Raw genomic sequence first — 26,506 nt, 5'->3', positions numbered from 1 at the left:
CGCTTGAATTCTTGCTAAAAATCCGTATTATTTCGCATCTCTAATTTTAGCGGAGCAATCCATTCCATTAACTTGGGTTCCCTCACCCCAATAGATTTAACAAAAAGGTACACAAATGAAAACAAACTTACCGCTCTTTAGTGAGCAACAGAAAAAAAACGCCTTAATTATTTTGAGCTTTTTCCACATTTTGATTATCACTGCCAGTAATTATTTGGTGCAGATACCCTTTGAAATTCACTTGCCACTGAATGTATTTGGTACTACGGACTTTTCTTTTCACAGCACTTTGGGAACACTATCCTTTCCTTTTATTTTTCTGGCCACCGATCTTACTGTACGCATTTTTGGCGCCAAAGAGGCTCGTTGGATTATTTTTGTCGTAATGTTCCCTGCACTCATTATTAGTTATGTGGTCTCTACGCTATTTTCAGATAGTCAATATCAAGGCCTTGATGCCCTGCTTACATTCAATAGTTTTGTTTTTCGTATTGCAATCGCAAGCTTTGTAGCCTATGCTTTTGGTCAATTGTTAGATGTCTTAGTATTCAATCGATTACGCCAACTGAAAACTTGGTGGATTGCACCAACAAGTTCAATGGTTTTCGGCTCAATGGCAGACACTTTCCTCTTTTTCTCCGTAGCATTTTATGCTAGCTCAGATCCATTTATGGCTGAAAATTGGTTTGAGCTTGGCTTTGTAGACTATCTATTTAAACTGTTTGTTGGTATCGTCCTTTTCGTGCCTGCCTATGGAGTAGCATTAAATATAATTTTACGTACATTACAAAGAATCTCGCAAAAAAATATCACTGTTAGCTCATATTAGAGAAAATATTCGATTTGACATATAATGGACTAGATTGATTCTTCTTGCCAGCAACTCCCTGTTATTAAAGGGAAAATTGCACCTAATAATGTTTTTATACACACTGCACACTGTTACTACAGCTATCTTATGTTAGAGATGAGCAATTTAAGCATTTCAGAAGTAATCATTCTAGCCATTTTGTGTCACGAATAATCAACAACTAAAATCACTAATTAATCAGAGAAAAATAAATGTTAATAGGCCATAAGAGACAAAAAGCCTTGATTTACAAGGCTTCTTAAACTTTTTTCAATTAGTCTGAACTACTATGAATTAGTAATTTGGTGGAGATAATCGGGATCGAACCGACGACCTCTTGAATGCCATTCAAGCGCTCTCCCAACTGAGCTATATCCCCGTAGATGTGTCGTTTATAATAATTAGCAGAATGAATGCTGTCAATATTAAATTCACTGCATTCATTCGCTAGCTTAAATATTAAGCGCTTTATATTAGGCGTTTTGTGTCTTGATGAAATCAATGGCTTTTTGAATGCGAGCGAGAGAGCGATCACGCCCGATGCCAACTAGGGTTACGTCCATTGACGGAGATTGCCCTGCACCTGTTACCGCTACGCGTAATGGCATTCCTACTTTGCCCATTCCTACGCCGAGTTCTTCCGCCGTTTGTTCAATAGCTTGGTGAATTGGCTCAAGAGTCCATTGCGAAAGTGCGGTCAATTTTTCTTTGACTTTTTCAAGTGCCTCAACCGAACCTGATTTAAAATGTTTTTTCACCGCACTTTCGTCAAAATGCTCAAAATCTTCAAAGAAGTAACGGCTTGCAGTTGCCATTTCTTTTAACGTCTTACAGCGCTCACCGAGCATTACAACAATCTCGCTTAAGGCTGGTCCATTGCTGGTATCAATGCCTTGGTGTTGATAATGCCAAGCAAGGTGTTTAGCCACATATTCAGGCGGTAATTCACGAATATAATGATGGTTTAACCATAACAATTTTTCTGTGTTAAATGCGCTGGCAGATTTGCTTACCTGAGTTAATTCAAATAGCTTGATCATTTCTTCTACGGAGAAAATCTCTTGATCACCATGCCCCCAACCTAAACGTACTAAATAGTTAAGCAAGGCTTCAGGGAGAAAACCATCATCTCGATATTGCATTACGCTCACTGCACCATGGCGTTTAGACAATTTCTGCCCGTCATCACCTAGGATCATTGAAACGTGTGCATAGGTTGGAATTGGCGCATTTAACGCCTGCAAAATATTAATTTGACGTGGGGTATTATTGATATGGTCTTCGCCGCGTACAACGTGTGTAATGCCCATATCCCAGTCATCAATCACTACACAGAAGTTATATGTTGGTGAACCATCAGTGCGGCGGATAATTAAATCATCAAGCTCACTGTTGCTGATCTCAATGCGTCCACGCACGGCATCATCAAATACCACTGAACCTTCTTGTGGATTTTTGAAACGCACAACGTGAGGGGCATCTGGACTCTCAGGCGTGTGATGTAAGCAATAGCCATCATAACGTGGTTTTCCTTTATTTTTTTCTTGCTCGTTGCGTAAATTTTCTAAGCGCTCCTTGGAACAATAACAACGATAAGCTAAGCCTTGTTCTAGCATTTGATCAATCACTTGATTATAACGATCAAAACGCTTCGTCTGGTAATAAGGGCCGTGCTCCCAAGCCAAATTAAGCCATTCCATGCCTTCTAAAATCGCTTGCGTGGCTTCTGGCGTAGAACGTTCTAAATCAGTATCTTCAATGCGTAATACAAATTCACCTTGGTTATGCTTTGCAAATAACCAAGAATATAATGCGGTTCTTGCACCACCAACGTGTAAATAACCTGTTGGGCTAGGTGCAAAGCGAGTGCGAACTTTCACGGACGGATCTAAATTAAATAGCGGTTCTGCTTTCATTCTATTTATAACCTATATTTACAGTAAAATTAAATTGGCGGTATTGTACTATGAGTTCATCTAATTCACGATAAAAAAAGCAATTTTATGTTTATTTTTACAACACTTAAACAAAAATATGCAAAAACTTATTGACTGTACTTTGAGAACTCTTATAATGCCAACCCACAACACAAGGGCGATTAGCTCAGTTGGGAGAGCACCTCCCTTACAAGGAGGGGGTCACTGGTTCGAGACCGGTATCGCCCACCACTTTTTTTAAGGCTTGTGTTGTAATATTTAAACTAACGTGGGCGATTAGCTCAGTTGGGAGAGCACCTCCCTTACAAGGAGGGGGTCACTGGTTCGAGACCGGTATCGCCCACCACGCTAGTTTAAATTCCCAGTTTAACTTTTACAAAGTTAAATCCGATAGCTAGTAATAGCATTCTGTCGGGCGATTAGCTCAGTTGGGAGAGCACCTCCCTTACAAGGAGGGGGTCACTGGTTCGAGACCGGTATCGCCCACCACTTTTATTCTTGTTATGATAGACATAACGTTATCTCTACTTTTCCTGTTTAGCATAATCTTTTCTATACTTATTTGGCGAGATTCCATAGTATTTTTTAAATGCTCGACTGAAATATGCTTCTGATTGATATCCAAGCTCTAATGCTATGGCAATAATATTTTTTTGTGTTGATTTAAGTAGTATCGATGCTTGTTGCATTCGTATTTGAGTAATGAATTTACCAGGTGTAATGCCGATTACTTTTTGAAATATTCGAATAAAATTAGCGCGTGACATATTAGCTAATTGAGCAAGATTTTCCATATTCCAGTCAAATGCTGGATTTTTTAAAATGTGTTCTATGACGGCTGATAATCTTTTATCTTGCAAACCTGCTAACAAGCCAATTTGTGTTGTATGTTCTTTTATGTATTGGCGTAAAATATTACAAAAAAGTACCGCACATAATGAATTGATTACATATTTTCTACCTAATTCATTTTCTTGTTGGGATATTTCAAAACGAAATAAATCCAATAACATTGCTATCATTGGTGTATGTGTCGCTAGGTGCAAGAAAGGAGGTAATATTTTGAATAATATAGATTCTTTATCATAATAAAATGCACCGCAGAACATTTCAAAATCAGCCTGAGTCACGATGTTAGTTGCAAGTTGCCAAGAAACTCCAATCGTTTTTATTGTGGGATTCTGATTTGGGGTTGTTTGTGAGTACTGAAAATCTTTACTTTGGATGTAATGTTCATCACCAGCTGGGAGAAAGAAGAGATCCCCTTGCTGTAAATTGAATTTTTTATTATTAAGAAAAACTTCACATTCGCCACGAGAAATAATATGAAAAACCCCCATATTTTGCAACGCACTTGGCTGATGAGAGCGCCAATTTCCTTGGAATAAACAATGTGTATGAATTTCCCCTTCAATTTGGGCTAATTCGATTAAATGATCCAGTACGTCCATGAATCCCTCTGACGATAAAAAAGGGATATCATACCGTATTTTTTAGACTTTTTAACTTATTTTTGCGTTTATTTGTTAAGAATACACCAACAAATAATCTCATAATAATTATCGCAGTTTATTATATTTCATTACATAAAATAAGGACAACAAGATGTTTAAAGACTGGAAAGTGGAAGAAACTCACGTAAAAAAATCTTTTGGTGAATTAGGTAAAAAATATCCTAAAATGTTACAGGCTTATGGTGCATTGTCACAAGCTATTGATGACTCTGTACTTGATGCAAAAACAAGAGAATTAATTGCATTGGCTGTTGCGGTAACTACGCGTTGCGAAAGTTGTATTTCAGTACATGCCGATGAGGCGGTAAAAGCAGGGGCAACAGAACAAGAAGTTGCTGCTGCGTTAGCCACTGCGATAGCATTAAATGCAGGCGCAGCTTATACCTATTCCTTACGCGCATTAGAAGCCTTTAATGTGCACTCTTCGCAAGAATAATCTGGCACATTTCTCGTTTTTATAAAAAATCCCTTGCATTTAGCAAGGGATTTCTATGTGTATCATTTAGTCTATTAAGGTAATACTTGCTCTAACTGCCATAATTCAGGATAGGTTTCTCGGCGTTTGATGAGATGAGCTTGATCGCCGTCCACCATCACTTCAATCGCTCTTGGGCGTGAGTTGTAAGTGGACGCCATACTTGCGCCGTAAGCACCGGCAGAACGCTGGGCGATGAGATCCCCTTGGGCAATTGCCAGTTCACGCTGTTTGCCTAAGAAATCAGAGGTTTCGCAAATTGGGCCGACCACATCATAGACTTTTCTTTCGCGCGGCAAGCTGCGATCCACTTCAATAATATTCATATAAGCTTGATACAACGCTGGGCGAATCATATCGTTCATTCCCGTATCCACAATGGCAAAATTACGGCTTTCATTGCTTTTTAGGTATTCTACTTTGGTGAGCAAAATCCCTGCATTGGCGCTGATTGCACGCCCCGGCTCAAGAATAATTTCCAAGTTTGGATAATCTTTTAATTTAGCTAATAACGCTTTTGCATATTCACTTGGGTGCGGCGCATTTTCATCTTTATAGGTTACACCTAAGCCGCCGCCTAAATCTAAATGTTTTAGTTCGATGCCATCTTGTGCAAGCTGTTGCATTAGTACGATCAAGCGATCTGTGGCATCAAGGAATGGCTGAATTTCCGTGAGTTGCGAACCAATATGGCAATCCATTCCAGTGATTTTGATATGGGGTAATTGGCTTGCAATGCGATACACTTCACGCGCTTCATCCACGCTCACACCAAATTTATTTTCTTTCAGACCTGTGGAAATATAAGGGTGCGTATGTGCGTCCACATCTGGATTCACGCGCAAAGAAATTGGCGCGATTTTATTTAACCGCCCAGCTACGTCATTAATACGGTAAAGCTCAGCAAGGCTTTCTACGTTAAAGCAACGAATCCCCACATTTAACGCACGTTCAATTTCCGGTTCAGATTTTGCCACACCAGAAAACACCACTTTGGTAGCATCGCCCCCAGCGGCCAACACACGTTCTAATTCCCCTTGCGAGACAATATCAAAGCCCGATCCAAGTTTTGACATAATATTTAAAATCGCTAAATTGGGGTTAGACTTCACCGCAAAACAAATGAGGTGCGGATGATCGCCCAACGCCTTATCAAAGGCGTGCCAATGGCGCTCAAGGGTTGCTCGGGAATAAATATAGGCCGGCGTGCCAAACTGTTCGGCAATTTCACGTACTGGTACTTGTTCCGCCATCAGTTGATCGTCTTTATATTGAAAAAAATCCATCGGATTGTCCTTTACTTCTTATTGTTAATTCTTATTTTTGTTGCGTTTGTGAATTGTCTTGTTCAGGGAAATAAAGCGGGCCTTTTACCCCACAAGCTGTAGCAGCAAGGGCAATCGCCCCTAAGGTAAGGATTAAAATGAGTTTTTTCATCTTGTATTCTCTTGGTTTATCTTAGAAATCTTACGCATAATAACGATATTTATAGAAATATCTATTCTTTTTTACATCATTTTGCGCTTTGTATAAATGGCAAAAACTCTCTATAATTCCGACTTACCTATTTCGCTTATGGAAAAATTATGAACGTTACAGAATTTCATCAAAATATTGAGCTCGTTTGGCTCAAAATTGAAGAACAATTAGAAGAGCAAGATTGTGATGTGGATTGCGACACGCAAGGTTCGGTGTTTACTATCACCTTCTCTGATCGCAGCCAAGTGGTGGTAAACAAGCAAGAGCCGTTGCTTGAACTCTGGCTTGCCAGCAAAGCAGGCGGTTTCCACTTTGCGTTTAAAGATGGCGAGTGGATCGCCAATGATGGCAAATTATTCTGGCAATGCTTAGAAGAAGCCTGTCGCGTACACGGCGAGCAAGTGCATTTCGCCTAATGGCTCATTTCATCAATAAACAAAGTGCGGTGCGTTTTTAACCAATTTTTCGCAAAAAATAATGGAAAAAAGCACCGCACTTAAGGTTTTGAACGAGGTTTTTGGTTACCAATCTTTCCGCAACGGACAAGAAGAAGTGATCAACGCCGCCCTTTCACACCAAGATAGCCTTGTGATTATGGCAACGGGAAACGGAAAATCCCTTTGCTATCAAATTCCTGCACTTTGCTTTCAGGGGCTAACCTTAGTGATTTCGCCGCTGATTTCGTTAATGAAAGATCAAGTGGATCAACTGCTTGCCAATGGTATTGAAGTGGATTATCTCAATTCCACACAAACCTTTGAGCAACAGCAAATTGTGCAAAATAAGGCGATTTCAGGGCAACTCAAATTGCTTTATATTTCACCTGAAAAGGCGATGACAACCAGTTTTTTCCAATTTATTTCTCATTGCCAAGTGAGCTTTATTGCCATTGATGAAGCACATTGTATTTCCCAATGGGGACACGATTTCCGCCCTGAATACACCCAACTTGGTGGTTTAAAACGTTGCTTTCCTAATGCTCCAATAATGGCACTCACTGCCACCGCAGACAGTGCCACAAGGCAAGATATTTTGCACCATTTGCAACTGGATAATCCGCATATTTACATCGGCAGTTTTGATCGCCCAAATATTCGCTATACCTTGGTGGAAAAATTTAAACCAATGGAACAACTATGCCAATTTGTGCTAGGGCAGAAAGGCAAAAGTGGTATCGTTTATTGCAATAGTCGTAGCAAAGTGGAACGCTTGGCAGAAAGTTTGCGTAAAAAAGGTGTGGCAGCGCAAGCCTATCATGCAGGAATGGAAGCCAGCCAGCGCGAGCAAGTGCAGCGTGCGTTTCAGCGTGATAATGTGCAAGTGGTGGTGGCAACCGTTGCCTTTGGAATGGGCATTAATAAATCCAATGTGCGATTTGTGGCGCATTTTGATTTGCCACGCAGTATTGAGGCGTATTACCAAGAAACAGGGCGTGCAGGGCGTGATGATTTACCTGCCGAAGCGGTGCTGTTTTACGAACCCGCCGATTATGCGTGGTTACAAAAAATGTTGCTGGAAAAACCAGAAAGTCCGCAGCGCCAAATTGAACAGCATAAATTAGAAGCCATCGGCGAATTTGCCGAAAGCCAAACCTGCCGCCGTTTAGTCTTGCTGAATTATTTTGGCGAACATCGCCAAGCACCGTGCAAAAACTGCGATATTTGCCTTGATCCGCCAAAAAAATATGACGGCTTAATTGACGCACAAAAAGTGATGTCCACCATTTATCGCGTAGGGCAAATGTTCGGTGTGCATTATGTGATCGGCGTGCTACGTGGAATGCAAAATCAAAAAATTAAAGATAACCAGCACGATCAGCTCAGCGTGTACGGCATTGGCAAAGACAAAAGTAAAGAATATTGGCAGTCTGTGATCCGCCAGCTGATTCATCTTGGGCTTGTGCAACAAGTGATGAATCAATTTCATTCGGTGTTACAACTGACGGAAAACGCGCGCCCAATTTTGCGTGGTGAACAGCCCTTAGAGCTGGCAATGCCAAGGGTTTCTTCCATTATGACCGCACAAAGCGCGCAAAAAAGTGCGGTGCAAAATTACGACAAAGATCTGTTTGCTCGCCTGCGTTTCTTACGCAAACAAATTGCCGACAAGGAAAATATCCCCCCTTATATTGTATTCAACGATGCCACCTTGCAAGAAATGGCACAATATCAACCCACCAGCAAGCGCGAAATGCTACAAATCAACGGCGTGGGCGCAACCAAATTAGCGCGCTTCGGACAGGCATTCCTGCATATTATTCAAGAGCATAAATCGCTCAGCGCCAAAAACAGCCAACCGCTGAAATTATCTAACGAAAAATAACCGCACTTTTATTGTTATTATTTTATTCTTCTTTGGCATATCTCTCTTTTGTGAATTTAATCACAAAAATGAAAAGTATGTAATAAAATCTATTGACACTACAATAGCCAATAATTATTATTAATTACTATTTACAAAATCATTATGAACATATCTAAACATATAAAACTTTTATTTTTTTGCTCCGGGGTATATTTTTTCTCTAGCATACTATCAGATATATTTAGAACACCAACCATTTACTTTTATATCAGCATATTATCTTTACTTTATTTTTATAAAACACTAAAAATAAAAAAGTAGCACACATTAATATATCTATAGGATTATTATAATGAGCATTCTTAGAACAACACTAACTTTATTAAGTTTCATTTTATTAATTTCTTGTACATCTATTCAACTCAAGAAAAATGATAAATATGATTTCGATACAGATAAATGTTTAATTTACTCACGAGCTATAGAAACAAATCATCAGAGTGGAAAAATTAAATTCCCAGATCCTGTTTTGCAAGAAATTAAATACAACGAATGTATGAGAAAATAAAAATATAATAATAGTTTTAGTATCTAATTTAACCTATGCTTTGAACTATGAAATATTTATAAGAAGCCTAAAAATACGATAGAGAAAATCATTGTAAACGTATTACTTATCGCAGTGATATTTACATTTATTACCCTCTGTTTACGTCTAAAAAATAAGGAATAAATAACTCAATTTATTCAAATTTATATGTTGTTACTTTTATCACTTGATGATTTTTTGTATAATGCAATCGTTTTCGTTATTTTTTAGATTAAGGGATAGTCTATGTCAAGACCATTAAACTTTGTGATGATTTCACCCCATTTCCCGACCAATTTTGAAACCTTTGCCGTGCGCTTGCGGGAAAATGGTTTCAACACCTTAGGCATTGCCGACATGCCTTATGATCAACTAAGTGAAAATTTGCGCAATGCGCTGACGGAGTATTATCGCGTAGATAATATGGAAGATTACGATCAGGTTTATCGCGCACTGGGCTATTTTGCACATAAATATGGGCGCATTGATCGGATTGAATCGCACAATGAATATTGGCTTGAGCTAGACGCGAAACTTCGTACGGATTTCAATGTATTTGGTTATAAAAATGAAGATATGAAATCCATTAAAACCAAATCAAAAATGAAAGAAATTTTCCACCAAACAGGCTTAAAAGTGGCGAAAGGACGTGTATTTGAAAGCGATGAAGATGCCAGAAAATTAGCACACGAATTACATTATCCCGTGATTATCAAACCCAATTCTGGCGTAGGCGCAAGCGATACTTATAAGATTAAAAATACACAAGAATTGGAAAACTTCTTCAGTCATAAAAATCCCAACGTGGAATACATTATGGAAGAATTTATTGACGGCGATATTGTTACCTTTGACGGCTTAACGGATCGCGATGGCAATATTGTGTTTTATTCCAGCCTTGAGTATTCCGAAGCGGTGCTGGATACCGTAGAAAAAGACGGCGATATGTTCTATTACGTTCCCCGTGAAATTTCGCCAAAATTGGTAGAACTCGGCAAACAATGCGTCAAAGCCTTTAATGTCAAAGAGCGGTTCTTTCATTTCGAGTTTTTCCGTGTGAAGAAAACCAACGAATTATTACCATTAGAAGTGAATTGTCGCCCACCGGGTGGTCTGACCATTGATATGTGGAATTATGCCAATGATTTTGATGTATTTAATGAATATGCACATATTGTGAAAGATAACCAATTCCACGCGCAAATTTCGCATCCTTGGAATGTGGTGTATATCTCTCGCAAGGCAAATCAGCATTATGCTCATTCCATTGCCGAAGTGTGCGAAAAATTCCCACACAATATCATTAGCGTACAGCAAGTGCCGGGCGTCTTTGCCAAAATTATGGGAGAGGAAGGAATATTGGCGCGCACGCCGAGCCTTGAACAAATGCGTGAAATTATTCAATTCGCTCATCAAAAACAATAGGAGGAAAAATGTTTTTTGAACGCCGTCATCATTGGAGCGGAGAACTCGGCCGCGAAATGCCTTTTAATGTCGATGGCCACAGCGGCAAGCCCGTAATTGTTTTTCCTTCATCAGGGGGAAATGAAAACGAATATGGCAATTTTGGAATGATTGATGCCTGCCGTTCTTTCATTGAACGCGGCTTACTTAAATTTTACACCCCTGATTCTTTTGATAAGGAATCTTGGCTGGCGGATTATAAATCAGGGCAAGATATGGCACAGGCACACAATGCTTATGATCGCTATATTATCAATGAGTTAGTGCCATTAATTCGCCACGAATCCCAATGGCAAGGGGCTATGATCGCCACGGGTTGTAGTATGGGTGCATTCCACACCATTAACTTCGCCTTACGCCACCCCGATCTTTTCGATACAGCAATCGCCTTAAGCGGCGTGTACGATGCCCGTTTTTTCACCGGTGAATTTCACGGCAATGCGGAAGTCTATTTTAATTCCCCCATTGATTATTTATGGAATCAAAACGACCCGTGGTTTTTAGACCGCTACCGCCAAAACCATTATATAGTAGCCGTTGGGCAGGGTGCTTGGGAAGAACAGCACATCGCCGACACCACACGCTTACAACAAGCTTTCCAAGCCAAAGATATCCCTGCTTGGTTTGACTTCTGGGGGACAGATGTCGATCACGACTGGCCTTGGTGGCGCGTGCAAATGCCTTATTTTTTAGGTAAGTTAGAGGAACAGGGATTACTCAAATAACAGATATTAAAGACGAGTGAGTCAAATTCTAACTACCCTTTTTATAACTAATAAATGGACTGGAATATCAGTCCATTTTATCAACGAGAGCCATATACTACGATAGTTTTGCCTCGTGCAGAGATGAGATGCTGTTCTTCAAGCATTTTTAGAATTCGTCCTACCGTTTCTCGTGAACAACCGACCATTTGACCAATTTCTTGGCGGGTGATTTTTATCTGCATTCCTTCTGGATGAGTCATTGCATCTGGCATTTTTGTTAAATTAAGCAGGGTTTGAGCAATACGCCCTGTCACATCTAAAAAAGCAAGATTACGAACTTGTTTTGACGTGTTTTGTAGGCGATCTGCTAATTGCGCGGTGAGATACATTAATACTTCAGGGTTCACTTGGATAAGTTGGCGAAATTTTTTATAAGAAATTTCAGCTACTTCACAGGCTGTTTTAGTTTTGATCCAAGCAGAGCGTAATTGCCCTTCGTGAAATAATCCAGCTTCACCAAAAAAATCCCCTTGTCCGAGATAACTGAGGATCATTTCTTTACCCTCATCATCTTTCACTAATACGGCAACAGATCCTTTAATCAAATAATACAGTGTCTCAGCCTTCTCACCGGCGTGAATAAGCGAGCTTTTTGCTGGATATCTGTGAATATGACAATGAGACAGAAACCATTCGACTGTTGGATCCATTGGTGGTGTGTGGATTTGTCCGAGTTGTTCTTGCACGAGTCCTCCTGGGTATTACTTATGTTGGGAAAATTCCATTTTATCTTTTATATCAATGGATTCGTGTAATTCTGACCAAACAATTACAGCCTTTCCTTGACGTATTTCGGTCAGTAAGTTTTGAGTTTTCTGTTTGAGGGAAAGCTCCCGTTCACCGTAATCTGTCCCTTCACGCAGAATGAAACTTTCTGCAATATTAATGAGCATTTCTTCTTCTAAATCTTGCCAAGGAATAATCATCATCTTACCTAAAAATTGCTATTATGCAAAGTGTACCGCAATAAGTTTCCATTGCTGTTCAAAGTTTTGGTTTGAATTATGGCGAAAATTCGACCGCACATAACGCATAAACTGCCCTTCACAGAGATTGACTAGATAAGTGGCGAGAATGCGTTCGTCAATACTAAACGCTCGCCCTTCGCGCAGTTTACGCATTTGTAAAATATTCACAAATTGGAATTCTAGACGATCGAAAAATTGTGCTACGCGTGCTTGTAATTTGGGATCTTCAAACATTAAGGCGTGGCCTGTTAGCACACGGGTTAGCCCTGGGTTTTTGCGTGCGAAATCTAAGATCATTTGCAAAATATCTCGTACGCGGTTCATTGTGTTGGTTTCGTTTTTGATTGATTGGTTGATACGGCTAAATAACGTGCCTTCCAAATTTTCAATCAAGGCCTCGAACATTTTAGTTTTGCTTGGAAAATAACGATATAATGCCGCTTCAGATACCCCCACTTTTTCTGCAAGACGTGCTGTCGTCATTCGTTCCATTCCTTGTTCTGAATGAAGCATATGAGTGAGTACAGTAAGCACTTGCTGACGGCGCTCTTTTACGCTGCGCTTATCGCTTTTTGATGATTTTTCTATATTTTTTTCACTGAGCTTTTGTTCGGGTGCAGGCTCAATGCCTGCAATTTCCAGTTGTTCTTCGACCATAGTCCCTCTATTGTTTGCCTGAATGGCCAAATCCACCTTCGCCACGTTCTGTTTGTTCAAAATCACTCACGATATTAAATTCTGCTTGTACTACTGGCACAAACACTAGCTGTGCAATGCGATCGCCCACTTCCACTTTGAAAGACTGATCACTACGGTTCCACATTGATACCATTAAAGGGCCTTGGTAGTCCGAATCAATCAAGCCAACTAAATTCCCGAGCACGATACCGTGTTTATGCCCAAGCCCTGAACGAGGCAAAATCACTGCTGCAAGGTTAGGATCGGCGATATAAATAGAAAGCCCTGTTGGGATCAATTTGGTTTCCCCTGGCTGAATTTCAAAACATTCTTCCACCAACGCACGCAGATCTAAGCCGGCAGAACCGCTAGTGGCATAAGCTGGTAAGGGAAATTCTGTACCAATTCGGCTATCTAAAATTTTTACGTCAATCTTTTTCATTCCTTTATTCCTTCGTTCAAACGTGAGCTTTAAAGCGTTCTACAATGTGTTGTACAAGTTGTACCGCCAGATCTTTTTTGCTGCTACGTGGTAATTGTAAGCCGCCATTACGCCAAAAAAGTTGGAGCTGGTTGTCATCACCATTAAAGCCTTGCCCATTAGACACATCGTTCGCACAGATTAGATCCAAATTTTTACGTACTAATTTATCTTGTGCATATTGTGCAACATTTTGCGTTTCTGCGGCAAATCCCACCACAAAAGGACGATTTTCCTTTAGTGCCGCCACTGCCGCAATAATATCAGGGTTTTTCACCAATTCTAAGGTGAGCTTATCATTATCGGCAGTTTTCTTCATTTTTTGCTCAGCGATTTGAGCAACACGGTAATCCGCCACTGCCGCACAACCAATAAAAATATCGACTTGTAGCATAAGGGAAACCTCCGCCATTTCTTGCGCGGAAATCACATCGATTCGCTCCACGTGAGCAGGCGTAGGCAAATTCACTGGCCCTGCAATTAACTTGACTTTCGCCCCCCGTTTGGCAAAAGCTTCAGCGATAGCAAACCCCATTTTTCCTGAACTATGATTGCTAATGTAACGCACGGGATCAATGGCTTCACGTGTAGGGCCTGCGGTGATCGCAATGGTTAAGTGGCTCAGATCGTGCAAGGGTAACAAAATTTCACAAAGAGCGGTATAAATTTCAACAGGTTCTGACATTCGCCCAAAACCCACATCACCACAAGCCTGTTCACCACTGTTAGGCCCTATTGTAGCAATACCACGGGCTTTTAAATTAATCAAATTTTGTTGGGTAATCGGCTGGCGAAACATTTGCTGATTCATCGCAGGCGCAATCAAAATCGGTGCGCTGGTGGCAAGACAAATAGTCGTCAGCAGATCATTGGCCATTCCAGCATTTAGGCGTGCCATAAAATCTGCACTGGCAGGGGCGATCACAATGAGATCCGCCCATTTTGCCAGCTCAATATGCCCCATTGCCAATTCTGCTTGGGGATCAAGCAATGATTGAGCAACCGCATTGCCTGAAATAGCTTGCAACGTGAGTGGCGTAACAAATTCTGCCGCCGCTGGTGTGAGAACCACGCGCACTTCCGCTTGGCTTTTGCGTAACAAGCGAATGAGCTCAACACTTTTATAAGCAGCGATCCCGCCTGTTATGCCAACAACAATTCGTTTTCCTTGAAGATCTTGCATTATGGATATGAATTCTAATTAAAAGTGCGGTCAATTTTACTGTAATTTTCCCCAATAAAAAATTCAATTTTTCGATCTGAATCGCAAAATTCGTGGAGAAGCCTGCCAGAATAACGTTACCTATGCTAAAAAGATCTACAATTTGATGTTAGCGAAATGGAATCACTACAAAAAATGCCCACCTTAATGCCACGCGAAAAACTGCTAAAATTAGGTGCTGAAGCCCTTGATGATAGCGAATTATTAGCCATTTTTTTACGCACGGGAATCAAGAACTGTTCGGTAATGGAATTATCTCGTGTGGTTCTTGATCATTTTGGATCATTACGGCAGTTAATCAGTGCAGATCAAAAAGCCTTTTGCAACGTTAAAGGCTTAGGCATTACGCAATTTATTCAGCTACAAGCCAGTACGGAAATGACAAAGCGTTATTTATTGCAAGAATTGGAAATGGCGCAAGCATTTACTCGCCCAGAGTTAGTGCGAATGTATTTGCAAGCGGAGCTAGAGCATAAAGAGCGGGAAGTTTTTTTGGTACTTTTTTTAGATAATCAGCATCGCCTGATTAAAAAAGAAGAAATGTTTTTAGGTACGATCAACACGGCTGCGGTGTATCCCAGAGAAATTGTTAAAAGCGCACTTTTTTGTAATGCGGCGGCAATTATTTTGGCACATAATCACCCTTCTGGCATTGCAGAGCCAAGCAATTCTGATCGGTTCATCACGGAAAAGATCCAAAAAGTGGCCGAATTAGTGGAAATTCGCGTGCTAGATCATTTTGTGATCGGCAAAGGTTGTTATGTTTCTTTTAGCGAAAAAGGTTGGTTATAATGGTCGCCTTGCAATAATAAAGCGGTGGAGTTGCTGATTTTTTTGTCATTTATTACGTTAATTAAGTGATTTAGGCTTGAGTATAACAAATAAAGTGAGTATAATTTGCAACCTTTAATATAGTATGCGGGTCGGTTAGAGCGACCTGACGAGGTAGCTTGCAAACCTAGTTTGCAATATCCGAACCCTAAGCTCGAGCTTATATTTGATTTATTGGAGATTAATATGTCTAGAGTCTGTCAAGTAACAGGCAAGCGTCCAGCAGTTGGTAACAACCGCTCGCACGCAATGAATGCGACTCGTCGTCGTTTTCTTCCTAACTTACACACTCACCGTTTCTGGGTTGAGTCTGAAAAACGTTTCGTAACTTTACGCTTAACAGCGAAAGGTATGCGTATTATTGATAAAAAAGGCATTGATGCAGTGTTGGCTGAAATCCGTGCTCGTGGCGAGAAAATCTAAGGAGCTAAAAAATGGCAGCTAAAGGTGCTCGTGAAAAAATCCGTTTAGTTTCAACAGCTGAAACCGGTCATTTCTACACAACAACTAAAAATAAACGTAATATGCCAGAAAAAATGGAGATCAAAAAATTTGATCCTGTTGTGCGTAAACACGTTATTTATAAAGAAGCTAAAATCAAATAATTTGGCTTTGATGAATTAGAAAAACCCGACTTGTTCGGGTTTTTTTATAGCCGATTTTCTTGGATTTTTCTTGATTGCCCCTATTTATATCGTTACGCAGAAAAATTTTCATTAGAACTAATACATTTATTTACACGGAGAAAAAATGCCTGAATTACCTGAAGTTGAAACCACCAAAAATGGTATTTCGCCTTATTTAACGGGATTTACCATTGAACAAATCGTGGTACGCAATCCTAAATTACGCTGGGAAGTCAGCCCACAATTAAGTGAGTTTAAGCAGGTTAAAGTAAGCCATCTTTCCCGCCGTGCAAAATATCTGATCATTCATACCGAAAAAGGGGCGATCATTGGGCATTTGGGAATGTCAGGATCTTTGCGTGTAGTGCCACAAGATAGTCCCATTGATAAACACGATCATTTAGATATTGTGATGAATAATGGCAAGGTGCTGCGTTATAACGATCCTCGCCGTTTTGGTGCGTGGTTGTGGACGGATAATCTGGAAGATTTTCATCTTTTTGCGAAGCTTGGACCAGAACCTCTTTCTGCAGAATTTACAGGCGCATATCTGTTCAAAAAATCTCGCAAAAAACAGACCGCACTTAAAACCTTTTTAATGGATAATGCGGTGGTGGTGGGGGTCGGCAATATTTATGCCAATGAAACGCTATTTTTATGCGGTTTACATCCGCTGAAATTAGCCAAAAACTTAACCAAAGCACAATGCGAATTGCTGGTTCACGCCATTAAACAAGTGCTTGCCACTGCCATTGCAAAAGGTGGAACTACTTTAAAAGATTTCTTACAACCTGACGGTCGCCCTGGTTATTTCGCCCAAGTGCTACGGGTTTACGGCAATAAAGATAAACCTTGTCCAAAGTGCGGAACAAAAATTGAAAGTTTGGTCATCGGGCAACGTAATAGCTTTTTTTGCCCAAAATGCCAGAAAAGATCATAAAAAATACCGCTCTTATAAGCGGTATTCATAGTTTATGATGTAAAGACAATTAGAACTCGTAGCGAAGACCTACTTTAAAACCATATTGATTTACTTTAGTATTTTCAAAAGAAGCTAAACGTTGCAATTGAATACCCGTATCTAAAGTTAAATTATTATTAAGCTTGTAAGATACGCCTGCTAATACACCATAACCAAATTTAGTATGCGATTCAGAGTCAGAGTTTGTAGCCACTGAGTTAGAACTCACCTCAACAAAAGTCTCATTAGCTTTGATGTTATTTAATGATAAACGCAATCCAACATAAGGTTTGAGTGCGCTATCTAAATCAAAATCATACAGGGCTGAAAGACCAAAACCTTGAGCTTTAATTGAGCCGTTACCTTTTTCATAATCTGTTGCATTTTCTTGAATATGGTAAGAATAGTTTTTCTTACCATAATAGGTATAGTCTAACGCAAAACGTAGCTCATTAACTTTATATCCAATTGCTACGCTTGGCGCTACTTTACTCATATTTGAATCATCAAAATCGCCAGTAAATTTTGTTTTTGAATAACCTAAATCGCCTTGCACATACAAGTTTGCACTGGCTGTTGCTGAAATGGCTAAGGCACCGATTGCTACTGCTAATAATTTCTTCATAGTCTTCTCCAATCAAAGTTTGTAGAAACTAACTTAGTTTAGCATAGTCTGCACTTAATGGTAAATAGATCAATGCTTGTTTACATTCTCGACAAAAATACACCGCACTTTGTTTTTGTACTTTGTTATGACGGCGTAAGCTAAGATCATGAGTGCGGCACGCACAACGATAAGTAAAGGTTTTTCCTTGCACACTTTTAATATCGAGATTGTGGTAAATTTCAGCAGGTTGGCAAAAAACCGTTTCCATTATCGTTTTCCATTCTCTGCCATGCGGCGCAACTCGCCCAAAGACTTGATAGACAATTAAATGTGCTAATTCATGGGGAATAATTTGTTGTAAAAAATATTCGGGATTTTCAAGCAGTAAAGTGCGGTTAAAACGGATTTCATTTTTCTGCAAATATGCTACACCCGCTTTCACGCCACGCAATTGATAGTTGACAGTAGGTATTGGAAAAGTACGCTGAAAATATTGCTCTGCCAGTTGTAAATAATGGCGTAACTGACGGAGAATCTGCATATTAAGTAAACGTAATGATGGATCGATTGCTGACATAAATAAAAAAATATAGCTAAATTTATTCTATCCAATAAAGCAAAAACGCGGAGAGAATTAATCTAGCCATATTTACTGTTCAATAATTTTTCGTTTATTTCAACCCTGCGGCGACTCTTAATTCCGCAGCGCGGTCGGTTCTTTCCCAAGGGAATTGTTCACGACCAAAGTGCCCATAAGCTGCAGTTTGACGATAGATTGGTTGAATAAGATCGAGCATTTTGATTAAGCCATAAGGGCGTAAATCGAAAAATTCACGCACTAAATTTACCAACAATTCATTGCTCACTTTGCCCGTGCCAAAGGTTTCCACCATAATAGATGTTGGCTCTGCCACACCAATTGCATAAGAGAGTTGAATTTCACAACGATCCGCTAATCCTGCGGCAACAATATTCTTCGCAACATAACGAGCTGCATACGCTGCTGAGCGATCCACTTTTGATGGATCTTTACCAGAGAATGCGCCCCCACCATGGCGCGCTGCACCACCGTAAGTATCTACAATAATCTTGCGTCCAGTTAAACCACAATCCCCCATAGGCCCCCCAATTACAAAGCGACCTGTTGGGTTGATAAAATATTTTGTGTCTTTGCTAAGCCATTCGCTTGGTAGTACTGGTTTAATAATTTCTTCCATTACACCATCATAGATCTCTTGTTGGCTTACTCCATCTGAATGTTGAGTAGAAAGCACAACCGCATCAATACCCACGATATTATCATTTTCATATTTTAAGGTAACTTGACTTTTCGCATCAGGACGTAACCAAGCTAAAATGCCATTTTTACGCACTTGTGCTTGACGTTCCATCAAGCGATGAGCATAGGTGATCGCTGCTGGCATTAATACATCTGTTTCGTTGGTTGCATAACCAAACATAATGCCTTGGTCACCCGCACCTTGATCTAACGGACTTTCGCGATCCACACCTTGGTTGATGTCTGAAGATTGTTTACCAATTGCATTTAGCACTGCACAAGAATGGCCATCAAAGCCCATTTCAGAATGTTCGTAACCAATATCACAAATCACCTGGCGAGTAAGGTTTTCAATATCCACCCAAGCTGATGTGGTTATCTCACCGCCCACAAGCGCCATTCCTGTCTTAACATAGGTTTCGCACGCTACACGTGCTTTTGGATCTTGTTTTAAAATCTCGTCTAATACAGCGTCAGAAATCTGATCGGCAATTTTATCTGGATGCCCTTCCGATACAGATTCGGAAGTAAATAAATAAGATGACATAGCTTTCCTTAAAATCTGAAATTAACTTTTTAGATGTTTTTGCGTCTAGACGTCTATAATACGTTTTTTTGTTTAGAAAGCAAGCATTAATTTTCGCTACATTAGTATGTCAATATGTTTAGTTGATAAAGAAAAACATAGCGTAATAGCTTGCTAAAAAAGATTAAAATCATTGATTTCAAGCAGTTAAACCTCAACCAACCCGCCATAGCGCAAAACGCATCGCCTACTATAGGCAACCAGCTTAATAATAACGTCCAAATGCCGTAACGCTGAATTTTGTCTAACGCCCAGCTGCGTTGTAGATTTTTTTGTTCTAATTTGGGAAACCAGCGTCCAATCACATAGGTAGTCATACTACCAAGGGTGTTACCTACAGTCGCGACGGCGATCAAATTTAGTACATCATTAGAAAACATTGTGCCAATAAGAGGTGCGGTGAGAAACAGGAAAATAATTTCCGAATTACCAGGCAATACGGTGGCACTAAGAAAGGCGCTAGTAAACATTAGCCATAGGCTATTTTGCGATCCCAATAGCCAATCGGTCAGCCAATCAAGCATAGTCTGCCATATATTTGTTAATGTAATTGAGCTTATCTTGCTCGGTAATTTGGCGAATCACTTTGGCAGGATTGCCTACCACAAGGCTATTTGCGGGAATATCTTTGCTCACCACTGAACCTGCACCAATCACTACGTTATCGCCGATGGTTACACCGCCTAAGATAATGGCATTTCCACCAATCCATACATTATTACCAATGGTGATCGGCAGCGCTTGTTCCCAATCTTGACGGCGTAATTCAGCATCAAGGGGGTGACCTACAGTATAAAGGCTCACATTGGGTGCTAACATTACATTATCACCAATAGTAATACCACCGTTATCAAGCATTGTGCAGTTATAGTTAGCAAAAAAGTTTTCACCCACTTCAATAAAGCAGCCGTAATCGCAAAAAAACGGGGCGTTAATATGGGGTTCATTTTTGCATTTGCCTAAAATTTGCTGAATTAGCACCGCTCTTTTTTCTGTTTCAGAAGGGCAAATTTGCGTATTGTATTGAAAAAGTCGCTTTTTATTTTCAATGCGAAGTTGCATTAATTCTGGATCATTCGGTTTATGCGCCAACCCTGTGAGCATTTTTTGCTTATCGGATAACATTTAATTGCCCTTAATCAGTTGATTGATGCGCACATCAAACACGTCCATACCTGCTGCAAGGCCTGCTTGTACACCAAGATCCGCATCTTCAAATACTACACAACGTTGCGGATTCACTTTGATTAATTCAGCACAACGTAAAAACGTATCGGGTTCGGGCTTGTGCTTTTCCACATCTTCTGCAGTAACCACAGCATCAAAATAGGCGTGCAAATCAAATTTATCGAGCAATAAATTGGTCACATTGCGGTGCGATCCTGTTCCCAACGCCAAAGGTTTTTGCCCAGCAAATTGCATCACCACCTGCGCTGCTGGCAACAAGGTGGAATGCTGCATAATTAATTCAATGCCGTATTGGCGTTTTAGTTGGATCACTTCATCAAACAATTCCATTGGCATTGCGGCTTTTTTCATCATTTGTTCAGCTATCACTTTCACAGGCGCACCACCAAGTTGATAAATCATTTCCCCATTTAAAGGATAACCCAAGGTTTCACCTACTTTATCCCACGCTTTTTTATGGCTTGGCATTGTGTCGATAACTGTACCATCCATATCAAAAATTAAGCCATCATAATCAGCCAAAAACGCTAAATCTCTCATAGATTACTACCTTCTTTCTTTAAAATTTTGCATATTTTGCTATAAATTTGTGATCCCTGCACTGTTTTATTTGGTGAGATTTCGGTAAAGTTAGAATTAAGCAAAAATTTATCGCTAAAAAACACCGCACTTTCCTAACCTGAAAATCATTCAGAGGTGTCAATGAAACTACAACAACAATTAACTTTTTTATTACAACGAAAGTTGATCGATGAAGAAATCATAGAATGGGTATTTCATCTTCGAGAATATCTGCTTGAACAATGGCACGCTGATGTAGAAAGCCGTCAAGCCTTTATGCTGCTCAACCATTTTGCAATGGCATTAGGACGAATTAAGCGAGGGTATGCCGTTCATCCCTTGGATCAAGATATATTTTCAGAAATGCAAAGTGATACGCTTTTCCCTCGTGTTTTTCAACGCTACTTAGAATTGCTTGCGTTAATTCCTATCGAAATTCCAGAAAGTGAACAAACGCATTTTATCGCTAATATTTACGCGCTTTCTCTTTCGCAACCACAAATATTGAACGAATGTATTTAGATATATTCAGCAATTTTCAGGCAAATTTTACGGAAAACTGGGATAATGATTGCTTATCCCGTATAATAGCTATATTTCTTTAACTTGTGAAAATAGAACACTTATGGATAAAAAATTTAATGTAAAAACCTTTCAAGGTATGATTTTAGCCCTCCAAGATTACTGGGCAGAGCAAGGTTGTACTATTGTTCAACCTTTTGATATGGAAGTCGGGGCGGGAACTTCGCACCCAATGACCGCTTTGCGTGCCTTAGGGCCTGAACCAATGGCATTTGCTTATGTGCAACCCTCTCGCCGTCCAACTGATGGTCGTTATGGCGAAAACCCTAATCGCTTACAACATTACTACCAATTCCAAGTAGTAATCAAGCCTTCGCCAGACAATATTCAAGAGTTATATCTTGATAGCTTAAAAATGCTTGGCTTCGATCCAACGCAAAATGATATTCGTTTTGTAGAAGACAACTGGGAAAACCCAACACTCGGTGCGTGGGGTTTAGGCTGGGAAGTATGGTTAAACGGAATGGAAGTGACTCAATTTACCTATTTCCAACAGGTGGGCGGCTTAGAATGTAAACCCGTAACGGGCGAAATCACCTACGGTTTAGAGCGTTTGGCAATGTATATTCAAGGTGTAGATAGCGTTTACGATCTTGTTTGGTCAGACGGCCCATTAGGTAAAACCACCTACGGCGATGTATTCCACCAAAACGAAGTGGAACAATCTACTTATAACTTTGAATACGCTAATACTGATTTTCTTTTCTACTGTTTTGAACAATATGAAAAAGAAGCTCAAAGTTTGCTTGCATTAGAAAAACCATTACCGCTGCCTGCTTATGAACGTATTTTAAAAGCAGCACACAGTTTCAACCTGCTTGATGCACGCAAAGCGATATCCGTTACCGAGCGTCAACGTTATATTTTACGCATTCGCACCCTAACTAAAGGTGTAGCTGAGGCTTATTACGCCAGCCGTGAAGCGTTAGGGTTTCCAGGGTGTAAGAAATAATTTTTTGATTATCTGATTAAAGGGGAATAAAAAATGAAACTTTGGTATTCCACGACAAGTTCATTTGCTCGTAAGGTTGTGGCAACATTGAAATATCATCAACTTGAAAATCAAGTTGAGATGTTGCGCATAACTGATTCATTTGATCCTAATTCACCCCATAATCAGCATAATCCATTAGGGCGAATCCCTGCATTACAAATAGAAAATGGTGAATGGTTATTTGGTAGTCTGTTAATTAGTCAATATTTGGATAGTATAGGTTTACAGCCTACTTTGTTCCCAATGAATGGTAAACGTTGGCAAGTATTGGGACTACATGCTTTAGTTGAAGGTATTTTAGAAAATACTACGCCGATGATTGTTGTAGAGCGACGTTTTCGTCCTGAAAATGAGTGGTGGAAAGCAAGACATCACCAGTTAATGGAAAGAAATATTCGAAGTTTTATGCAGCTAGAAGAGAAACTGGCAAAATTTGGCGATGAATTAAATATTGGTACGTTGAGTGCGGTATGTTTAATTGATTGGTGGCAATTTCGTCCCGACAATACAGGTTACGATTTAGAGAAAAATTTTCCAAATCTTACGGAATGGGCTGCAAAAATGAATACTAAATACCCTTGTTTGCAAACAACAACACCAACAGTATAAACAATTTTAGGATGATCAAAATGACAAAACCGGTTTTATTTTTTGCCCATCTTTGCCCCGATACAGCGCCTTTTATGGCAGAGTTAGCTCGCTTAAATGTGGAATATGAAAGCGTTAGTATTTTGGAAAGTATGGCAAATCTGAAACGTTTTTTACGTTTACGTGATCAGCATTCAGTTTTCGATGCTGTGAAAGCGAATGGTTATGCTGGTGTTCCAGCTTTAGTTGTTGGTGATGAGGTGATTTTAGATACTGATCAGCTTACACTTTATTTTTCGCCAAGAGGGTAATAGAAAAGTAAATTGCAGAGGCTTATTGATGGAAATTCGTTTATTACAAGCAGAAGATTTTACCCAATGGCAGCCACTTTGGCAGGGCTACTTAACTTTTTACCAAACATCATTAGATGACGTGGTTACGCAACATACTTGGCATAATATCTCGAGTGCAGCACAAATTCAAGGATTGGGAGCATTTGATGGTGAAAAACTCGTTGGTTTTGCTCACATTGTTATTCACCCCAATACCTGGAATACTACGCCTTGTTGTTATTTAGAAGATCTGTTTGTTGCTGAATCATACCGTGGGCGAGGCATTGGCAAACAGCTTATCGAGTATATTTATCAACTTGCAGAAAAACAGCAATTTAACCGAGTCTATTGGATGACAGATCGTGATAACCATACGGCGCAAAAGTTGTATGATAAATTAGCCAAACAAACTTCAATGGTTCAATATAGAAAAGATATTAAGTAAAAGAGAAAAAAATGACAACACAAAATTTCCTCGCCGAGATCGGCACAGAAGAGCTACCACCGAAAGCTCTGAAAAAATTAGCGGTGGCGTTTAAAGAGAATGTGGAACAAGAGCTTAATCAAGCTGGGTTAACATTTGATAAGGTAGAATGGTTTGCAGCTCCTCGCCGTTTGGCGGTGAAAGTGTTGGCGTTAGCCACTGCTCAGCCGAGTAAAGAGGTGGAAAAACGTGGTCCTGCAGTATCCGCAGCATTTGATGCAGAAGGCAAGCCAACTAAGGCAGCTGAAGGCTGGGCGAGAGGTTGTGGCATCACGGTTGATCAAGCGCAACGCTTAGCGACAGATAAAGGCGAGTGGCTGGTTCACCGTGCGGTGGTTGAAGGACAACCAACCAAAAACTTGCTGGTGGGCATTATCAGCAATGCATTGGCCAAATTGCCTATCCCAAAAACAATGCGTTGGGGGGATAAAAACGAACAGTTTGTACGCCCAGTACATACCGTTACCCTTTTATTAGGTGATGAATTAATTACCGGTGAAATTCTTGGTGTGGCAAGTGGTAACACCATTCGTGGACACCGTTTTTTAGGCGAGCGAGAATTCCAAATTGCACACGCCGATCAATATCCTGCGTTACTCAAAGAAAAAGGTATGGTGATTGCTGATTTCAACGAACGCCGTGCAGAAATTCTTGCAAAATCCCAAGCAAAAGCGACCGCTCTCGGTGGCGTGGCAGATATTGAAGAGGATTTACTCGATGAAGTCACAGCCTTGGTGGAATATCCAAATGTACTGACCGCCAAATTTGAAGAACGCTTCCTTGCTGTACCAGCTGAAGCATTAGTGTATACAATGAAAGGCGACCAAAAATATTTCCCTATTTACGATAAAAATGGCAAATTATTACCGCACTTTATCTTTGTATCCAATATCAACCCAGACGATCCAAGTGCGATCATTGAAGGGAACGAAAAAGTGGTGCGCCCACGTTTAACCGATGCAGAATTTTTCTTCAAAACCGACTTAAAACAGCGTTTGGAAGACAATTTGCCACGTTTAGAAACGGTGTTATTCCAACAACAGCTTGGCACATTGCGCGACAAAACTGCTCGTATTGAACAATTAAGTGGCATTATTGCTGGGCTAATTGGGGCAGACGAAACCAAAGCGAAGCGTGCGGGTTTACTTTCTAAATGTGATTTAATGACCAATATGGTGTTTGAATTTACCGATACACAAGGTGTAATGGGGATGCACTACGCTCGTCACGATGGCGAAGATGAAGAAGTTGCTATCGCATTAAATGAACAATATATGCCACGTTTTGCTGGCGATGCCTTACCAAATAGCTTAGTGGCGTGCTGCGTGGCGCTAGCGGATAAATTAGATACACTTGCTGGGATTTTCGGCATTGGACAACATCCAAAAGGCGATAAAGATCCGTTTGCACTTCGCCGTGCCGCACTAGGTGTGTTGCGAATTATTGTTGAGAAAAAATTACCACTTGATTTACAACAATTAGTGGAAAAAGCGACCGCGCTTTATGGCGATAAACTCAGTAATCAAAATGTGGTAAATGATGTGCTAGACTTTATGCTCGGACGATTCCGTGCGTGGTATCAAGATGAGGGCTTTGGCGTTGATGTGATCCAAGCGGTATTGGCACGCCGACCAACGAAACCTGCGGATTTTGATGCCCGTGTGCGTGCCGTTTCACACTTCCGCACCTTAGATGCTGCTGAAGCCTTGGCCGCTGCCAATAAACGTGTAACAAATATTCTAGCTAAAACAGATGGTGAAATCGGCGAAATCCATTTAGAACGTTGCGTTGAGCCTGAAGAAAAGGTACTCGCCGAAAGTGTACTCACGCTACAAAGTGAAGTACAACCGCTTATTGCAAATGGTGATTATGTTGCGGTATTGGATAAACTGGCTAATTTACGCCAGCCCGTGGATAACTTCTTTGAAAAAGTGATGGTGAATGCAGAAGATCCACAATTGCGTCAAAATCGCTTAGCTATTCTACGTACTTTACAAGGATTGTTCTTACAAGTAGCGGATATTTCATTGTTGCAATAATTTTTATCTCTTAAATTAAGCCCCATTCTACAAAGCGTGGGGCTTCCTTTATATAGACTAAATCATCTATTATTTTTTTATTGTCAAATAGGAATGAATGGAAACAAGAACAGTTTGGCC

At 40.2% G+C, this 26,506-nt stretch carries 31 protein-coding genes and 4 tRNA genes; 19 read left to right on the top strand and 16 right to left on the bottom strand.

The features are described 5' to 3' along the window. Positions 1 to 115: 115 nt before the first annotated feature. Entirely contained in the window at positions 116 to 829 is a 714-nt protein-coding gene (locus tag L5B71_RS05870; RefSeq protein ID WP_265757420.1) for a 7-cyano-7-deazaguanine/7-aminomethyl-7-deazaguanine transporter, read from the top strand. A 324-nt stretch (positions 830 to 1,153) separates the two neighbouring features. Here L5B71_RS05870 and L5B71_RS05865 read toward each other — a convergent pair. Beyond that, positions 1,154 to 1,229, bottom strand: a tRNA-Ala gene (locus L5B71_RS05865). A gap of 94 nt (positions 1,230 to 1,323) precedes the next feature. Continuing rightward, positions 1,324 to 2,766: a glutamate--tRNA ligase gene (gltX, locus tag L5B71_RS05860; protein WP_265757419.1), complete on the bottom strand. Its 1,443-nt coding sequence runs from the start codon at positions 2,764 to 2,766 to the stop codon at positions 1,324 to 1,326. 176 nt (positions 2,767 to 2,942) lie between these two features. Here gltX and L5B71_RS05855 point away from each other — a divergent pair. The 3 genes from L5B71_RS05855 to L5B71_RS05845 all read left to right on the top strand — a co-directional run bounded on the left by L5B71_RS05855 (position 2,943) and on the right by L5B71_RS05845 (position 3,276). Then, positions 2,943 to 3,018, top strand: a tRNA-Val gene (locus L5B71_RS05855). A 39-nt stretch (positions 3,019 to 3,057) separates the two neighbouring features. Then, a tRNA-Val gene (locus L5B71_RS05850) sits at positions 3,058 to 3,133 on the top strand. A 67-nt stretch (positions 3,134 to 3,200) separates the two neighbouring features. Further along, positions 3,201 to 3,276 (top strand) — tRNA-Val (locus L5B71_RS05845). 35 nt (positions 3,277 to 3,311) lie between these two features. On the opposite strand, the gene L5B71_RS05840 is transcribed toward L5B71_RS05845, so the two are convergent. Next, positions 3,312 to 4,238, bottom strand: coding sequence for an AraC family transcriptional regulator (locus tag L5B71_RS05840; protein WP_265757418.1), 927 nt, complete (start codon positions 4,236 to 4,238; stop codon positions 3,312 to 3,314). Between the two features lie 154 nt (positions 4,239 to 4,392). Between L5B71_RS05840 and L5B71_RS05835 the strand changes: the two genes are divergently transcribed. Further along, positions 4,393 to 4,737 (top strand): carboxymuconolactone decarboxylase family protein, encoded by a 345-nt coding sequence (locus tag L5B71_RS05835; RefSeq protein WP_265757417.1) that lies wholly within the window; start codon positions 4,393 to 4,395, stop codon positions 4,735 to 4,737. Positions 4,738 to 4,811: 74 nt separating this feature from the next. Here L5B71_RS05835 and lysA read toward each other — a convergent pair whose 3' ends face one another. Beyond that, positions 4,812 to 6,062, bottom strand: a complete 1,251-nt coding sequence (lysA, locus tag L5B71_RS05830) for a diaminopimelate decarboxylase (RefSeq protein WP_265757416.1) — start codon at positions 6,060 to 6,062, stop codon at positions 4,812 to 4,814. Positions 6,063 to 6,093: 31 nt separating this feature from the next. Next, positions 6,094 to 6,213, bottom strand: a complete 120-nt coding sequence (gene lptM, locus L5B71_RS05825; RefSeq protein ID WP_265757415.1) for an LPS translocon maturation chaperone LptM — start codon at positions 6,211 to 6,213, stop codon at positions 6,094 to 6,096. A gap of 149 nt (positions 6,214 to 6,362) precedes the next feature. On the opposite strand from lptM, the gene cyaY reads away from it, so the two are divergent. The 4 genes from cyaY (at position 6,363) to L5B71_RS05805 (ending at position 11,337) form a co-directional block, all read left to right on the top strand. Further along, entirely contained in the window at positions 6,363 to 6,671 is a 309-nt protein-coding gene (gene cyaY, locus L5B71_RS05820; RefSeq protein WP_265757414.1) for an iron donor protein CyaY, read from the top strand. Positions 6,672 to 6,732: 61 nt separating this feature from the next. Next, on the top strand, positions 6,733 to 8,577 hold the full coding sequence (gene recQ, locus L5B71_RS05815; RefSeq protein WP_265757413.1) for a DNA helicase RecQ: 1,845 nt from the start codon (positions 6,733 to 6,735) through the stop codon (positions 8,575 to 8,577). A gap of 817 nt (positions 8,578 to 9,394) precedes the next feature. After that, positions 9,395 to 10,573: an ATP-grasp domain-containing protein gene (locus tag L5B71_RS05810; RefSeq protein ID WP_265757412.1), complete on the top strand. Its 1,179-nt coding sequence runs from the start codon at positions 9,395 to 9,397 to the stop codon at positions 10,571 to 10,573. Between the two features lie 8 nt (positions 10,574 to 10,581). Beyond that, on the top strand, positions 10,582 to 11,337 hold the full coding sequence (locus tag L5B71_RS05805; protein ID WP_265757411.1) for an esterase family protein: 756 nt from the start codon (positions 10,582 to 10,584) through the stop codon (positions 11,335 to 11,337). 80 nt (positions 11,338 to 11,417) lie between these two features. Here L5B71_RS05805 and crp read toward each other — a convergent pair whose 3' ends face one another. Genes crp through coaBC form a run of 5 tightly spaced genes read right to left on the bottom strand, consistent with a single transcriptional unit; the run spans position 11,418 to position 14,689 of the window. Then, a complete protein-coding gene (crp, locus tag L5B71_RS05800; protein WP_442780735.1) occupies positions 11,418 to 12,065 on the bottom strand; it encodes a cAMP-activated global transcriptional regulator CRP in 648 nt (215 codons plus the stop codon). 15 nt (positions 12,066 to 12,080) lie between these two features. Then, positions 12,081 to 12,305 carry a YheU family protein gene (locus tag L5B71_RS05795; RefSeq protein WP_265757410.1) on the bottom strand — a complete coding sequence of 75 codons (225 nt, stop codon included), beginning with the start codon at positions 12,303 to 12,305 and terminating at the stop codon, positions 12,081 to 12,083. A gap of 21 nt (positions 12,306 to 12,326) precedes the next feature. Further along, complete coding sequence (gene slmA, locus L5B71_RS05790; protein ID WP_265757409.1) at positions 12,327 to 13,004, bottom strand: nucleoid occlusion factor SlmA; 678 nt, start codon at positions 13,002 to 13,004, stop codon at positions 12,327 to 12,329. 7 nt (positions 13,005 to 13,011) lie between these two features. Beyond that, on the bottom strand, positions 13,012 to 13,467 hold the full coding sequence (gene dut, locus L5B71_RS05785) for a dUTP diphosphatase (RefSeq protein WP_265757408.1): 456 nt from the start codon (positions 13,465 to 13,467) through the stop codon (positions 13,012 to 13,014). Positions 13,468 to 13,483: 16 nt separating this feature from the next. Then, positions 13,484 to 14,689, bottom strand: a complete 1,206-nt coding sequence (coaBC, locus tag L5B71_RS05780; RefSeq protein WP_265757407.1) for a bifunctional phosphopantothenoylcysteine decarboxylase/phosphopantothenate--cysteine ligase CoaBC — start codon at positions 14,687 to 14,689, stop codon at positions 13,484 to 13,486. 156 nt (positions 14,690 to 14,845) lie between these two features. Here coaBC and radC point away from each other — a divergent pair, with 156 nt between their 5' ends. From radC to mutM, 4 genes are all read left to right on the top strand, one after another. After that, positions 14,846 to 15,520 (top strand): RadC family protein, encoded by a 675-nt coding sequence (radC, locus tag L5B71_RS05775; protein ID WP_265757406.1) that lies wholly within the window; start codon positions 14,846 to 14,848, stop codon positions 15,518 to 15,520. Positions 15,521 to 15,745: 225 nt separating this feature from the next. Beyond that, entirely contained in the window at positions 15,746 to 15,982 is a 237-nt protein-coding gene (gene rpmB, locus L5B71_RS05770; RefSeq protein WP_011608297.1) for a 50S ribosomal protein L28, read from the top strand. Between the two features lie 11 nt (positions 15,983 to 15,993). After that, positions 15,994 to 16,164: a 50S ribosomal protein L33 gene (gene rpmG / locus L5B71_RS05765; protein WP_005542835.1), complete on the top strand. Its 171-nt coding sequence runs from the start codon at positions 15,994 to 15,996 to the stop codon at positions 16,162 to 16,164. Between the two features lie 145 nt (positions 16,165 to 16,309). Next, a complete protein-coding gene (gene mutM, locus L5B71_RS05760; RefSeq protein WP_265757405.1) occupies positions 16,310 to 17,125 on the top strand; it encodes a bifunctional DNA-formamidopyrimidine glycosylase/DNA-(apurinic or apyrimidinic site) lyase in 816 nt (271 codons plus the stop codon). A gap of 49 nt (positions 17,126 to 17,174) precedes the next feature. Here mutM and L5B71_RS05755 read toward each other — a convergent pair whose 3' ends face one another. From L5B71_RS05755 to L5B71_RS05730, 6 genes are all read right to left on the bottom strand, one after another. Then, positions 17,175 to 17,771, bottom strand: coding sequence for an opacity family porin (locus L5B71_RS05755; RefSeq protein WP_265757404.1), 597 nt, complete (start codon positions 17,769 to 17,771; stop codon positions 17,175 to 17,177). Positions 17,772 to 17,799: 28 nt separating this feature from the next. Then, positions 17,800 to 18,330 (bottom strand): SprT family zinc-dependent metalloprotease, encoded by a 531-nt coding sequence (locus L5B71_RS05750; RefSeq protein ID WP_265757403.1) that lies wholly within the window; start codon positions 18,328 to 18,330, stop codon positions 17,800 to 17,802. 94 nt (positions 18,331 to 18,424) lie between these two features. Beyond that, positions 18,425 to 19,579, bottom strand: coding sequence for a methionine adenosyltransferase (metK, locus tag L5B71_RS05745; protein ID WP_265757402.1), 1,155 nt, complete (start codon positions 19,577 to 19,579; stop codon positions 18,425 to 18,427). A gap of 101 nt (positions 19,580 to 19,680) precedes the next feature. Then, positions 19,681 to 20,142 (bottom strand): YqaA family protein, encoded by a 462-nt coding sequence (locus L5B71_RS05740; protein ID WP_265757401.1) that lies wholly within the window; start codon positions 20,140 to 20,142, stop codon positions 19,681 to 19,683. Beyond that, positions 20,135 to 20,743 carry a sugar O-acetyltransferase gene (locus L5B71_RS05735; protein WP_265757400.1) on the bottom strand — a complete coding sequence of 203 codons (609 nt, stop codon included), beginning with the start codon at positions 20,741 to 20,743 and terminating at the stop codon, positions 20,135 to 20,137. The genes L5B71_RS05740 and L5B71_RS05735 overlap by 8 nt, the downstream gene beginning before the upstream one ends. Next, positions 20,744 to 21,346, bottom strand: coding sequence for a beta-phosphoglucomutase family hydrolase (locus L5B71_RS05730; RefSeq protein ID WP_265757399.1), 603 nt, complete (start codon positions 21,344 to 21,346; stop codon positions 20,744 to 20,746). Positions 21,347 to 21,508: 162 nt separating this feature from the next. Here L5B71_RS05730 and L5B71_RS05725 point away from each other — a divergent pair, with 162 nt between their 5' ends. The 6 genes from L5B71_RS05725 (at position 21,509) to glyS (ending at position 26,386) form a co-directional block, all read left to right on the top strand. Continuing rightward, positions 21,509 to 21,889, top strand: coding sequence for a hypothetical protein (locus L5B71_RS05725; protein WP_265757398.1), 381 nt, complete (start codon positions 21,509 to 21,511; stop codon positions 21,887 to 21,889). A gap of 103 nt (positions 21,890 to 21,992) precedes the next feature. Continuing rightward, positions 21,993 to 22,901, top strand: coding sequence for a glycine--tRNA ligase subunit alpha (gene glyQ / locus L5B71_RS05720; RefSeq protein ID WP_265757397.1), 909 nt, complete (start codon positions 21,993 to 21,995; stop codon positions 22,899 to 22,901). Between the two features lie 33 nt (positions 22,902 to 22,934). Then, on the top strand, positions 22,935 to 23,552 hold the full coding sequence (locus tag L5B71_RS05715) for a glutathione S-transferase family protein (RefSeq protein WP_265757396.1): 618 nt from the start codon (positions 22,935 to 22,937) through the stop codon (positions 23,550 to 23,552). 20 nt (positions 23,553 to 23,572) lie between these two features. Then, a complete protein-coding gene (locus L5B71_RS05710; protein WP_265757395.1) occupies positions 23,573 to 23,842 on the top strand; it encodes a hypothetical protein in 270 nt (89 codons plus the stop codon). A gap of 28 nt (positions 23,843 to 23,870) precedes the next feature. Then, positions 23,871 to 24,308 (top strand): GNAT family N-acetyltransferase, encoded by a 438-nt coding sequence (locus tag L5B71_RS05705; protein WP_265757394.1) that lies wholly within the window; start codon positions 23,871 to 23,873, stop codon positions 24,306 to 24,308. An 11-nt stretch (positions 24,309 to 24,319) separates the two neighbouring features. Beyond that, positions 24,320 to 26,386 (top strand): glycine--tRNA ligase subunit beta, encoded by a 2,067-nt coding sequence (gene glyS / locus L5B71_RS05700; protein ID WP_265757393.1) that lies wholly within the window; start codon positions 24,320 to 24,322, stop codon positions 26,384 to 26,386. Positions 26,387 to 26,506: the final 120 nt, after the last annotated feature.

It is taken from the genome of Avibacterium sp. 21-586 (assembly GCF_026226775.1).
GTDB lineage: Bacteria > Pseudomonadota > Gammaproteobacteria > Enterobacterales > Pasteurellaceae > Avibacterium.
The sequence above is the reverse complement of the archived record's forward strand: the minus strand, read 5'-3'. Positions and strand labels throughout refer to the sequence as shown.

What these genes read in the sequence shown, in the direction of transcription:
- L5B71_RS05710 (WP_265757395.1), top strand. Translation starts at nt 23,573, where the DNA reads ATGACAAAACCGGTTTTATTTTTTGCCCATCTTTGCCCCGATACAGCG.
- L5B71_RS05840 (WP_265757418.1), bottom strand. Translation starts at nt 4,238, where the DNA reads ATGGACGTACTGGATCATTTAATCGAATTAGCCCAAATTGAAGGGGAA.
- metK (WP_265757402.1), bottom strand. Translation starts at nt 19,579, where the DNA reads ATGTCATCTTATTTATTTACTTCCGAATCTGTATCGGAAGGGCATCCA.
- lptM (WP_265757415.1), bottom strand. Translation starts at nt 6,213, where the DNA reads ATGAAAAAACTCATTTTAATCCTTACCTTAGGGGCGATTGCCCTTGCT.
- dut (WP_265757408.1), bottom strand. Translation starts at nt 13,467, where the DNA reads ATGAAAAAGATTGACGTAAAAATTTTAGATAGCCGAATTGGTACAGAA.
- radC (WP_265757406.1), top strand. Translation starts at nt 14,846, where the DNA reads ATGGAATCACTACAAAAAATGCCCACCTTAATGCCACGCGAAAAACTG.
- L5B71_RS05730 (WP_265757399.1), bottom strand. Translation starts at nt 21,346, where the DNA reads ATGAGAGATTTAGCGTTTTTGGCTGATTATGATGGCTTAATTTTTGAT.
- lysA (WP_265757416.1), bottom strand. Translation starts at nt 6,062, where the DNA reads ATGGATTTTTTTCAATATAAAGACGATCAACTGATGGCGGAACAAGTA.
- L5B71_RS05705 (WP_265757394.1), top strand. Translation starts at nt 23,871, where the DNA reads ATGGAAATTCGTTTATTACAAGCAGAAGATTTTACCCAATGGCAGCCA.
- rpmG (WP_005542835.1), top strand. Translation starts at nt 15,994, where the DNA reads ATGGCAGCTAAAGGTGCTCGTGAAAAAATCCGTTTAGTTTCAACAGCT.
- mutM (WP_265757405.1), top strand. Translation starts at nt 16,310, where the DNA reads ATGCCTGAATTACCTGAAGTTGAAACCACCAAAAATGGTATTTCGCCT.
- L5B71_RS05725 (WP_265757398.1), top strand. Translation starts at nt 21,509, where the DNA reads ATGAAACTACAACAACAATTAACTTTTTTATTACAACGAAAGTTGATC.
- L5B71_RS05755 (WP_265757404.1), bottom strand. Translation starts at nt 17,771, where the DNA reads ATGAAGAAATTATTAGCAGTAGCAATCGGTGCCTTAGCCATTTCAGCA.
- slmA (WP_265757409.1), bottom strand. Translation starts at nt 13,004, where the DNA reads ATGGTCGAAGAACAACTGGAAATTGCAGGCATTGAGCCTGCACCCGAA.
- L5B71_RS05795 (WP_265757410.1), bottom strand. Translation starts at nt 12,305, where the DNA reads ATGATTATTCCTTGGCAAGATTTAGAAGAAGAAATGCTCATTAATATT.
- coaBC (WP_265757407.1), bottom strand. Translation starts at nt 14,689, where the DNA reads ATGCAAGATCTTCAAGGAAAACGAATTGTTGTTGGCATAACAGGCGGG.
- L5B71_RS05750 (WP_265757403.1), bottom strand. Translation starts at nt 18,330, where the DNA reads ATGTCAGCAATCGATCCATCATTACGTTTACTTAATATGCAGATTCTC.
- rpmB (WP_011608297.1), top strand. Translation starts at nt 15,746, where the DNA reads ATGTCTAGAGTCTGTCAAGTAACAGGCAAGCGTCCAGCAGTTGGTAAC.
- L5B71_RS05735 (WP_265757400.1), bottom strand. Translation starts at nt 20,743, where the DNA reads ATGTTATCCGATAAGCAAAAAATGCTCACAGGGTTGGCGCATAAACCG.
- L5B71_RS05715 (WP_265757396.1), top strand. Translation starts at nt 22,935, where the DNA reads ATGAAACTTTGGTATTCCACGACAAGTTCATTTGCTCGTAAGGTTGTG.
- L5B71_RS05870 (WP_265757420.1), top strand. Translation starts at nt 116, where the DNA reads ATGAAAACAAACTTACCGCTCTTTAGTGAGCAACAGAAAAAAAACGCC.
- cyaY (WP_265757414.1), top strand. Translation starts at nt 6,363, where the DNA reads ATGAACGTTACAGAATTTCATCAAAATATTGAGCTCGTTTGGCTCAAA.
- L5B71_RS05805 (WP_265757411.1), top strand. Translation starts at nt 10,582, where the DNA reads ATGTTTTTTGAACGCCGTCATCATTGGAGCGGAGAACTCGGCCGCGAA.
- recQ (WP_265757413.1), top strand. Translation starts at nt 6,733, where the DNA reads ATGGAAAAAAGCACCGCACTTAAGGTTTTGAACGAGGTTTTTGGTTAC.
- glyQ (WP_265757397.1), top strand. Translation starts at nt 21,993, where the DNA reads ATGGATAAAAAATTTAATGTAAAAACCTTTCAAGGTATGATTTTAGCC.
- L5B71_RS05810 (WP_265757412.1), top strand. Translation starts at nt 9,395, where the DNA reads ATGTCAAGACCATTAAACTTTGTGATGATTTCACCCCATTTCCCGACC.
- gltX (WP_265757419.1), bottom strand. Translation starts at nt 2,766, where the DNA reads ATGAAAGCAGAACCGCTATTTAATTTAGATCCGTCCGTGAAAGTTCGC.
- glyS (WP_265757393.1), top strand. Translation starts at nt 24,320, where the DNA reads ATGACAACACAAAATTTCCTCGCCGAGATCGGCACAGAAGAGCTACCA.
- L5B71_RS05835 (WP_265757417.1), top strand. Translation starts at nt 4,393, where the DNA reads ATGTTTAAAGACTGGAAAGTGGAAGAAACTCACGTAAAAAAATCTTTT.
- L5B71_RS05740 (WP_265757401.1), bottom strand. Translation starts at nt 20,142, where the DNA reads ATGCTTGATTGGCTGACCGATTGGCTATTGGGATCGCAAAATAGCCTA.